This window comes from Ramlibacter sp., from assembly GCF_013697775.1.
In the GTDB taxonomy this organism is placed as follows: domain Bacteria; phylum Pseudomonadota; class Gammaproteobacteria; order Burkholderiales; family Burkholderiaceae_C; genus Ramlibacter.
On the sequence record NZ_JACCWG010000265.1, the window covers coordinates 1 to 10,114 of the forward strand.

Sequence of the window (10,114 nt, forward strand, 5' to 3'; positions counted from 1 at the left end):
CGCGCCAGCGCCACGCGCTGCGCCTGGCCGCCGGACAGCTGCGAGGGTTTGCGCTGCGCCAGCTCGCCGACGCCGAGCGCGTCCAGCGCCGCATCGATGCGCGCGCGGTCCACCGCGATGCCCGCGGCGAAGAACGGCAGCTCCAGGTTGCCGCGCACGGTGAGCGCTTCGCTCAGGTGCAGCTTCTGCGGCAGGAAGCCGACCATGCGGGCGCGCCATGCGTCGCGCGCCGAGCGTCCCAGCGCGGCCAGCGGCTGGCCCGCCACAGCCACCTCGCCGGCGGTGGGCGTGAGCAGCCCCGCCATCAGCGCCAGCCAGGTCGATTTGCCGCTGCCGGAGCGCCCGCGCAGCAGCAGGCAGGCGCCCTGCGGCAACTCGACGTCGTCGAAGGCGAGCGTGGGGCCGCCCGGGTGGCGCAGGCGAAGGCCGCGCGTGCGGATCATCGAAGGACCGGGACCGGGAACACGCTCAGCGCCGCACCAGGTCGGTGAAGGTCTTGCGGAACTTCTGCACCTTGGGCGCGGCCACTGCCAGGCAGTAGCCCTGGAACGGGTTCTTCTCGAAGAAGTCCTGGTGATAGTCCTCGGCCGCCGAATAGTTGGACAGCGGCACCAGTTCGGTGGCCACCGGCTTGGAGAACAGCTTCTCCTCGGCGATCTGCCGCAGCACGGCCTCGGCCTCGGCCTTCTGTTCGGGCGTGGTGTAGTAGATGCCGCTGCGGTACTGGGTGCCGACGTCGTTGCCCTGCCGGTTGAGCTGGGTCGGGTCGTGCACCACGAAGAAAATCTCCAGGATCTGCCGCAGGCTGATCTGCGCCGGGTCATAGCTGAGCTTGACCACCTCGTTGTGGCCGGTGTCACCATCGCACACCTGCGCATAGCTCGGGTTGACGACATGGCCGTTGCTGTAGCCCGACTCGACGTCGGCAATGCCGCTCACTTCCTTGTACACCGCCTCGGTGCACCAGAAGCAGCCGCCGCCCAGCACGATGGTCTGAAGATCGCTCATGGAAAACTCCTTGGATTGAAATGCACTGTAGTCGCTTCGCAGGGCCGGTTCCTTGCACCTGCCTTGACTCCGGATGGGCTGCTGGCCTACATTACTAACCAGTCAGTCATTAATTTATGTCGCTCACCAAGTTCATCGGCGCCAAACCCGACGAGGGCCATGCCAAGCGCGAACGGCGCAAGGAAAACCGGCCCGCCGAGCTGCTGGATGCCGCGTTGGACCTGTTCGTGGAGAAAGGGTTCGCCGCCACCCGCGCCGAAGAGGTGGCGGCGCGGGCCGGCGTTTCCAAGGGCACCCTGTTCCTGTATTTCCCCAGCAAGGAAGAGCTCTTCAAGGCCGTGGTGCGCGAGAACATCTCCGGCCGCTTCAAGGAATGGGAGCAGGAATTCCACGCCTTCGAGGGCACCACCATCGAGATGGTGCGCTACTGCATGCGGGTCTGGTGGGAGCGCATCGGCGCCACCCGTGCCTCGGGCATCACCAAGCTCATCGTCAGCGAAGCGCGCAACTTCCCCGACATCGCGGCCTTCTACCAGCAGGAAGTGATCCGCCCCGGCACCGAGCTTGTTCGCGGCATCCTGCAGCGCGGCGTGGACCGCGGCGAGTTCCGCCCGCTGGACATGGAATACGCGGTGTTCGGCATCATCGCGCCGATGATCTTCCTGATCATGATGAAGCACTCGCTGGGCGTGTGCATGCCGCAGGACTACGCGCTGGACCCCGAGCGCTACCTCGCCTCCCAGCTGGAGCTGCTGCTGTGCGGCCTGCAGCTGCGCCCGGGCGAGGGCCCCGGCGGGACGGCGCCATGAAACGCCTGAACTGGAAATGGCTCGTCGCGGGACTGCTGGTGCTGCTGCTAGCCACCGGCGTGCTGCGCGCCCTGTCGGCGCGCAAGGCACAGCAGGCCACGCTGGCCGCGGCCTCGGTGCAGAAGGCGCAGGCCCTGGCGGAACTGGCCGCCACCGACGTGGTGAAGGCCGAGACCCGCGAACTGGCCCAGGGCCTGCCGATCTCCGGCTCGCTGAAAGCCGTGAACTCCGCCGTGGTGAAGGCCCGCGTGGCCGGCGAGCTGCAGGGCCTGGCCGTGCGCGAGGGCGACACGGTCAAGGCCGGCCAGGTGATCGCGCGGGTCGATTCCACCGAATACGCGGCGCGGCTCAAGCAGGCGCAGCAGCAGGCCGGCTCGGCCAAGGCGCAGATCGACATCGCCCAGCGCCAGTGGGCCAACAACAAGGCGCTGGTGGACCAGGGTTTCATTTCCAAGAGTGCGCTGGACACGTCGTTCAGCACCCTGTCGGGCGCCGAGTCCACCCACCGCGCGGCGCTGGCGGCGGTGGACGTGGCCCGCAAGAGCGTGGACGACACGGTGCTGCGCGCGCCGATCTCCGGCGTGGTGTCGCAGCGCCTGGCCCAGCCGGGCGAACGGGTGGCGATCGACGGCCGCGTGGTCGAGATCGTCGACCTCAGCAGGCTGGAGCTGGAAGCCACCTTGAGCGCCGCTGATTCGGTGGCGGTACGCGTGGGACAGGACGCGGCGCTGCAGATCGAAGGCAGCGGCCGGCCGATCGCGGCCAAGGTGGTGCGCATCAACCCGAGCGCCCAGGCCGGCAGCCGCAGCGTGCTGGCCTACCTGGCCGTGTCGGACGCCACCGGCCTGCGCCAGGGTTTGTTCGCCCAGGGCACGGTTGCCACCGGCGCGGCCAGCGGCGTGGCGGTGCCGGTGTCGGCCGTGCGCACCGACAAGCCCGCGCCCTACGTGCAGGTGGTCGAGCAGGACAAGGTGGCCCACAGGCCGGTGCAGACCGGCGCGCGCGGCGAAGCCGGCAAGGAGATGTGGGTGGCGGTGCAGGGGCTGCAGGCCGGCGCCGTCGTCATCAAGGGACACGTGGGGCCGCTGCGCGAGGGCACGGCGGTGAAGTTCACGGGCATGGGTGGGCAGGCGCAGGGCCCGGCCCCCAGGCCCTAGTCCCCTCTTGCCATGTGGTTCACCCGCGTCAGCCTGAACAACCCGGTGTTCGCCACCATGGTGATGCTCGCCATCGTGGTGCTGGGGCTGTTCTCCTACCAGCGGCTGAAGGTCGACCAGTTCCCCAACATCGACTTCCCGGTGGTGGTGGTCACCACCGAATATCCCGGCGCCTCGCCCGAGATCGTCGAAAGCGAGGTCAGCAAGAAGATCGAAGAAGCGGTGAACTCCATCGCCGGCATCAACACGCTGAGCTCGCGCAGCTACGAGAACCAGTCGGTCGTCGTCATCGAGTTCCAGCTGCACATCGACGGGCGCAAGGCCGCCGACGACGTGCGCGAGAAGATCGGGGCCGTGCGCCCCACCCTGCGCGACGAGGTGAAGGAGCCGCGCGTGCTGCGCTTCGACCCCGCCGCGCGCTCCATCTGGTCGGTGGCGGTGCTGCCGGATGCGGGCAAGGGCACGCCGATGTCGGCGGTGGAACTCACCAACTGGGCCGACCAGGTGCTCAAGAAGCGGCTGGAGAACGTGCGCGGCGTCGGCTCGGTCACGCTGGTGGGCGGCTCCAAGCGCGAGATCGACGTCTACCTGAACCCGGCCGCCATGGAGGCGCTGGGCATCACGGCCGACCAGGTGGTGGCGGCCGTGCGCAGCGAGAACCAGGACCTGCCGGTGGGCGCGGTGCGCTCGCTGGCGCAGGACCGGGTGGTGCAGATCGCCGCGCGCATGGAGCGGCCGGAAGACTTCGGCCGCATCATCGTCGCGCGAAAAGGCGGCGCCCCGGTGCGCATCGACCAGGTGGCGCGCGTGGCCGACGGCGCGCAGGAGCTCGACAGCCTGGCGCTCTACAACGGCGAGCGCACGCTGCTGCTGTCGGTGCAGAAGTCGCAGGACGAGAACACCATCGAGGTCGTCGACGGGCTGGCGAAGACGCTGGCCGAAATGGCGGCGCAGCTGCCTCCCGGTGTGCGGCTGCAGCCAGTCGCCGACGCGTCGCGGCCGATCCGCGTGGCGGTGGAGAACGTGCGGCGCACGCTGATCGAGGGCGCGGCGCTCACGGTGCTCATCGTGTTCCTGTTCCTCAATTCCTGGCGCTCCACCGTCATCACCGGCCTGACCCTGCCGATCGCGCTGATCGGCACCTTCCTGGCGATGTACGCGTTCGGCTTTTCCATCAACATGGTCACGCTGATGGCGCTGTCGCTGTGCGTGGGCCTGCTGATCGACGACGCCATCGTGGTGCGCGAGAACATCGTGCGCCACGTGCAGATGGGCAAGACGCCCTACCAGGCCTCGCTGGACGGCACGCAGGAGATCGGCCTGGCGGTGCTGGCCACCACCTTCTCCATCGTCGCCGTGTTCCTGCCCATCGGCTTCATGGGCGGCATCATCGGCAAGTTCTTCCACGAGTTCGGCGTCACCATCGTGGCGGCGGTGCTGATCTCGATGTTCGTCAGCTTCACGCTGGACCCGATGCTGTCGTCGATCTGGCACGACCCGGAGATCGACAAGCGTTCCGTTCGCCCTGAAGGGGCCGTTCGCCCTGAGCTTGTCGAAGGGCAGCAGGGCTTCGACAAGCTCAGCCCGAACGGGGGCGCGCTTGGCCCGCACGGGGGGAGCCTCAGCAGGCTCTACGACAACAGCATCGGCCGCGTCACCGGCTGGTTCGACCGCGCCACCGAGTCGCTGGGCGACGGCTACCAGCGCATCCTGCGCTGGTCGCTCGGCCACAAGGCCCTCACCATGGCGGGCGCGGTGGCGATCTTCCTCACCAGCATCTTCATGGTGCCGCTGCTGGGCACAGAGTTCGTGCCCAAGGCCGACTACTCGGAAACCTGGATCAATTTCTACACGCCGGTCGGCTCGTCGCTGGAACTCACCGAAAGCAAGGCGCGCCAGGTGGAAGCCATCGTGCGCGAATTCCCGGAGGTGCGCTACACCGTCTCCACCATCAACACCGGTACCGCGCAGGGCAAGATGTACGCGGCGGTCTATGTGCGGCTGGTGGACCGCAAGGAACGCAAGCGCAGCGTCGACCAGATGGCCGACGTGCTGCGCGAACGCTTGAAGCAGGTGCCGGGCATCACCGTCACCCATGCCGGGCTGCTGGATTCGGTGGGCGGCAACAAGCAGATCGAGTTCTCGCTGCAGGGCCCCGATCTGAAGGAGCTGGAGCGCCTGTCGGCCCTGGTGATGGCGCGCGTGCGCCCGATCCCCGGCCTGGTCGACCTGGATTCCAGCGTCAAGCCCGACAAGCCGGTGGTGGCCGTGGACGTCAAGCGCGACGCCGCCTCCGACCTGGGGCTGTCGGTGGCGCAGATCGCCGGCGCGCTGCGCACCCTGGTGGCCGGCCAGACGGTGGGCAACTGGCGCGCGCCCGACGACCAGACCTACGACGTGAACGTGCGGCTCGCGCCCGGCGCGCGTACCGCGCCGCAGGACCTGGAGCGCCTGCCCTTCGCCACCGGCAGCAACGCCGACGGCAGCCCGCGCATCGTGCGGCTGAACCAGGTGGCCACGGTGCACGAATCGACCGGGCCCAACCAGATCAACCGGCGCGACCTGACGCGCTCGGTGGCGCTGAACGCCAACGCGTCCGGCCGCGCCGCCGGCGACGTGTCCGCCGACATCCGCAAGCAGCTCGACGCCATCCAGTTCCCGCCCGGCTACGGCTACCAGTTCAGCGGCTCCACCAAGAACATGGCGGAATCGTTCGGCTATGCCGTCTCGGCCCTGGCGATGGCGGTGATCTTCATCTACATGATCCTGGCCAGCCAGTTCAAGAGCTTCCTGCAGCCGCTGGCGCTGATGACCTCGCTGCCGCTCACGCTGATCGGCGTGGTGCTGGCGCTGATGATGTTCCGCTCCACGCTGTCGATGTTCTCGGTGATCGGCGTGGTGATGCTGATGGGCCTGGTGACCAAGAACGCCATCCTGCTGGTGGACTTCGCGATCCGCATGCGCGAGCAGGGGATGGACCGCGCCGAGGCGCTGCTGCACGCCGCCAAGGTGCGGCTGCGGCCGATCCTGATGACCACGCTGGCCATGATCTTCGGCATGGTGCCGCTGGCCTTCGCGCTGACCGAAGGCTCGGAGCAGCGCGCGCCGATGGGCCAGGCGGTGATCGGCGGCGTCATTACCTCCTCGCTGCTCACCCTGGTGGTGGTGCCGGTCGTCTACTGCCTGCTCGACGACTTCGCGAGCTGGGCGCGCCGCCGCGGCCGCCGCGCGCCCACCGGCGGCGGCCCTTCGACGGGGCTCAGGGCGAGCGGTGGAACGCTGCCGGTGCCGGCTTCTAAAATCGGCGATTTGCCCTGAACACGCCTCCCGAGGAAAACCCCATGACCGCCGTCATCGACATCGAACGCGCCCGCTTCAACATGATCGAGCAGCAGATCCGCCCCTGGGATGTGCTGAACCTGGACGTGCTCGCGCTGCTGTCCGCCGTCAAGCGCGAGGAGTTCGTGCCGCTCGCGCACCGGCCGCTCGCCTTTGTCGACACCGAAATCCCCCTGGTCGGCGGCAGTGCCGATGAGGCGCTGCGCACCGGCCAGTGCATGCTGGCGCCGCGCGTGGAAGCGCGCCTGCTGCAGGAGGCGAGCGTGCGGCTGCACGACAAGGTGCTGGAAGTCGGCTCCGGCTCCGGCTACGTGGCCGCCCTGCTCGCGCGCAGCGCCCAGCGCGTCATCACGCTGGAGATCGACCCCGAGCTCGCGCGCATGGCGCGTTCGAATTTGCAGAAGGCAAGCATCTCGAATGCCGAGGTCCGCGAGGCCGATGGCAGCAGGGGCCTGCCCGCCGACGGCCCGTTCGATGTCATCATGCTCAGCGGCTCCGTGGCCGAGGTCCCGCAGAACCTGCTTGCGCAGTTGAAGATCGGCGGGCGCCTCGCCGCCATCGTGGGCAACGACCCGATCATGCGCGCCACCCTCATCACCCGCACCGGCGAAGCCAGCTACACCACCGCGCAGCGCTGGGACACGGCGGCGCCGCGCCTGCTGAATTTCCCCGAGCCGTCCCGCTTCCACTTCTGATCCACACCGTCCCATGATTCCCCAGCTGCGTCCTTCCGAATTGTCCGAGTGGCTGCGCGAGCACGCCGGTGCGCGGCCGCTGGTGCTGGACGTGCGCGAACCCTGGGAGCTGCAGACGGCGAGCGTGAAAGCCGACGGCTTCGAGCTGGTCGCGATCCCGATGAACACCGTGCCGGCGCGCATCGGCGAGCTCGATCCCGCGCGGCCCGTGGCCTGCCTGTGCCACCACGGCGCGCGCAGCCAGCGGGTGGGCATGTTCCTGGCGCAGCAGGGCTTCGGCGACGTCGTCAACATCGCCGGCGGCATCGACGCCTGGTCCGCCGAACGCGACCCATCGGTGCCGCGCTACTGACGCCCCGCGCCCACGTCCACACCAGACACGCAGACTCCACGAAAAGGGACTTTCCGATGACACCGTTGCGACTCCTTCCCCTGTCGCTGGCGCTGGGCGCCGCCTTCGCCGGCCTGCCGGCGCGCGCGCAGAGCCTGGTCGAGCTGTACGACGCGGCGCGCGTCTACGACGCGAACTGGCAGTCGGCCAAGTCGCAGTACGACGCCAGCGTGTTCCGCGCCGAACAGGCCAAGGCCGGCCTGCTGCCGTCGGCCAACCTGTCGGTGGGCGTGAGCCGTTCACACCTGGACGTCGACACGCCGCCCGTGGACCGCTGGTACGGCACGCAGAGCGCCACCGTCGGCGCCTCGCAGCCGCTGTACCGCCCGGCCAACCTGGCCACCTACCGCCAGGGCCTGCGCCAGGCGCAGCTGGCTGAGTCGCAGCTCGCACAGGCCAGCCAGGAACTGATCGTGCGCGTGAGCCAGGCCTACTTCGACGTGCTGGCCGCGCAGGACACGCTGGCCTTCGTGCGGGCGCAGAAGTCCGCCGTGGGCGAGCAGCTGGCCTCGGCCAAGCGCAACTTCGAGGTCGGCACCTCCACCATCACCGACACGCGCGAAACGCAGGCCCGCTACGACCTGGTGAACGCACAGGAAATCGCCGCCGAGAACGACCTGCGCGTGCGCAAGCTGGCGCTGGACACGGTGGTGGGCCGCAACAACGCCCAGCCCACGCCGCTGGCGGTGCCGCTGGCAACGCCCACGCCCTCGCCGGCCGACCCCGAAGCCTGGGTGCAGCAGGCCGAGCAGAACAGCCCGCAGGTTCAGCAGGCGCGCACCAACGTGGAGATCGCGCGGCTGGAAGTGGATAAGGCCGAGGCCGGCCACAAACCCACGGTGGACCTGACGGCCAGCTACGGCATCCAGCGCAACGCGGGCGGCAGCAGCACCTCCACGCTGGAGAACCGGCCCAAGGCCGGCACGGTGGGCGTGGTGATGAACCTGCCCCTGTTCTCCGGCTTCGCCACGCAAAACCGCATCCGCGAGACGCTGTCGCTGGAAGGAAAAGCCAAGTCGGACCTGGAGGCCACGCGCCGCTCGGTCGCGCAGGCGGTGCGCACGGCGTACTTCGGCGTGGTGTCCGGCCAGGGCCAGGTGCGTGCGCTGGAAGCGGCCGAGGCGTCCAGCCAGAGCGCGCTGGAAGCCAACCGCCTGGGCTACCAGGTCGGCGTGCGCATCAACATCGACGTGCTGAACGCGCAAAGCCAGCTGTACCAGACCAAGCGCGACCTCGCGCAGGCGCGCTACAACGTGTTGCTGGGACACCTGCGGCTGCGGCAGGCGAACGGCACGCTGCAGGCGGAGGACCTGGCGCGGTTGAATGTGCTGCTGGTGAAGTAAGCCACCTTCGAAAGGCGAACGGCGCGGACCTCCGCGCCGTTGTCGTTTTCAGAAGTCCTTCAGCTGCTTCTTCAGCGCCAGCTTGGCCTGGTGCCGCTGCGCCGACGTCGACTTGCGGTGCTCGCCCGCCTTCCTCTGCGCGGCCACCACCACCAGCGGATTGCGCGGCTTGGGCGCGGTCAGGCGCAGCTTGATCTTGCGGGCGGCGGACGAACTCATGCCGCCATCCTGGGCATCAGGCCTGCGTGCGCGCCTTGCCGCCCGGCAGGGGCAGCTTCAGCAATCCGGTGGACAGCGCCGTGCCGCACACGATCACCAGGCCGCACAGCACCATCCACGGCGTGACGCCCTCGCCCAGGAACAGCGCGCCGTAGAAGATGGCGAACACCGGCACCACGAAGGTCACGGCCAGTGCCTTGGCCGGACCTGCTTGCTCGATCAGGCGGAAGTACAGCACGTAGGCCAGCCCGGTGCACACCACGCCGACAGCCACCACCGCCCACCACGCGTGCGCGGACGGCATCTGCGCCGGCCACAGCCACAGCGCGGGCAGCGCCAGGCCGAGGGTTGCGCCGATCTGGCTGCCGGTGGCGGTGACCAGCGGCGGAATGCCGGTGAGATAGCGCTTGGTGGCGCTGGCCGCCAGCGCGTAGCAGACCGTCGCGCCCAGGCAGGCCAGCACCGCCCAGCCCGGCGCGATGCCGGACGCGTCGGGGCGGAAGCTGGCCTTGTCCCAGGCCAGCATGGCCACGCCGGCAAAACCGATCACCAGGCCCAGCACGCGCGAGCCGCTCAGGCGGTCCTTCAGCCAAGCCCAGGCCACCAGCGCGCCGAACAGCGGCACGGTGGCGTTCAGGATGGCCGACAGGCCGGTGGTGATGGACAGCAGCGCGAACGAGAACAGTGCGAACGGGATGCCCGAGTTCAGCACGCCGACGATGAAGATCGGCTTCCAGTGCTGGCGCAATTGCGGGCCCTGCCGGCGCCACAGCAGCAGCGGCAGCAGCACCACCGAGGCAACGGCGACGCGCGCCGCGGCCGTTGGCAATGCGCCGAACTCCACCACGGCCACGCGCATGAACAAAAAAGACGAGCCCCAGATGGCGGCCAGCAGGATGAAGTCGACGATGGAAGCAAAGCTCATGGCGATCGAGTGTGCGGGCAAACCGCGCGCGCGGCGCGGCGCAGTGATGACATTTGCGCAGGGTTTTGATACGCGGATCACATCAATGCGGCACGCCCTCCAGCCGCAGCAGCGCGCTCTTGCGTTCCAGCCCGCCCGCATAGCCGGTGAGCGAGCCGCCCGTGCCCAGCACGCGGTGGCAGGGCACGACGATGCTGACCGGATTGCGCCCCACCGCCGCGCCGACGG

11 protein-coding genes are annotated in these 10,114 nt (G+C 69.2%); 6 read left to right on the forward strand and 5 right to left on the reverse strand.

Annotation, left to right across the window (positions count from 1 at the left end; all coding sequences use genetic code 11):
• Together H0U68_RS13015 and msrA are read right to left on the reverse strand one after the other, a co-directional pair.
• On the reverse strand, positions 1-443 hold a 443-nt coding region (locus tag H0U68_RS13015; protein WP_296356228.1), incomplete at its 3' end, for an ATP-binding cassette domain-containing protein.
• 25 nt (positions 444-468) lie between these two features.
• Positions 469-1,008: a peptide-methionine (S)-S-oxide reductase MsrA gene (gene msrA / locus H0U68_RS13020; RefSeq protein ID WP_296356230.1), complete on the reverse strand. Its 540-nt coding sequence runs from the start codon at positions 1,006-1,008 to the stop codon at positions 469-471.
• A gap of 116 nt (positions 1,009-1,124) precedes the next feature.
• On the opposite strand from msrA, the gene H0U68_RS13025 reads away from it, so the two are divergent.
• The 6 genes from H0U68_RS13025 to H0U68_RS13050 are packed head-to-tail and all read left to right on the forward strand — an operon-like array spanning position 1,125 to position 8,742.
• Entirely contained in the window at positions 1,125-1,817 is a 693-nt protein-coding gene (locus H0U68_RS13025; protein WP_296356232.1) for a TetR/AcrR family transcriptional regulator, read from the forward strand.
• Positions 1,814-2,974: an efflux RND transporter periplasmic adaptor subunit gene (locus tag H0U68_RS13030; protein WP_296356233.1), complete on the forward strand. Its 1,161-nt coding sequence runs from the start codon at positions 1,814-1,816 to the stop codon at positions 2,972-2,974. Before H0U68_RS13025 ends, H0U68_RS13030 begins: the two co-directional genes overlap by 4 nt.
• Positions 2,975-2,986: 12 nt before the next feature.
• Entirely contained in the window at positions 2,987-6,292 is a 3,306-nt protein-coding gene (locus H0U68_RS13035) for an efflux RND transporter permease subunit (RefSeq protein ID WP_296356234.1), read from the forward strand.
• Positions 6,293-6,315: 23 nt separating this feature from the next.
• Entirely contained in the window at positions 6,316-7,008 is a 693-nt protein-coding gene (locus tag H0U68_RS13040; protein ID WP_296356236.1) for a protein-L-isoaspartate O-methyltransferase, read from the forward strand.
• A gap of 13 nt (positions 7,009-7,021) precedes the next feature.
• Positions 7,022-7,360, forward strand: coding sequence for a rhodanese-like domain-containing protein (locus tag H0U68_RS13045; protein ID WP_296356238.1), 339 nt, complete (start codon positions 7,022-7,024; stop codon positions 7,358-7,360).
• A 56-nt stretch (positions 7,361-7,416) separates the two neighbouring features.
• Complete coding sequence (locus H0U68_RS13050; RefSeq protein ID WP_296356240.1) at positions 7,417-8,742, forward strand: TolC family outer membrane protein; 1,326 nt, start codon at positions 7,417-7,419, stop codon at positions 8,740-8,742.
• A 48-nt stretch (positions 8,743-8,790) separates the two neighbouring features.
• Here H0U68_RS13050 and H0U68_RS13055 read toward each other — a convergent pair whose 3' ends face one another.
• The 3 genes from H0U68_RS13055 to H0U68_RS13065 all read right to left on the reverse strand — a co-directional run.
• Positions 8,791-8,961, reverse strand: coding sequence for a hypothetical protein (locus H0U68_RS13055; protein ID WP_296356241.1), 171 nt, complete (start codon positions 8,959-8,961; stop codon positions 8,791-8,793).
• Between the two features lie 16 nt (positions 8,962-8,977).
• Positions 8,978-9,886, reverse strand: a complete 909-nt coding sequence (locus H0U68_RS13060; protein WP_296356243.1) for a DMT family transporter — start codon at positions 9,884-9,886, stop codon at positions 8,978-8,980.
• 82 nt (positions 9,887-9,968) lie between these two features.
• Positions 9,969-10,114, reverse strand: a 146-nt coding sequence (locus tag H0U68_RS13065) for an MGMT family protein (RefSeq protein ID WP_296356245.1), incomplete at its 5' end; no start/stop codon positions are given.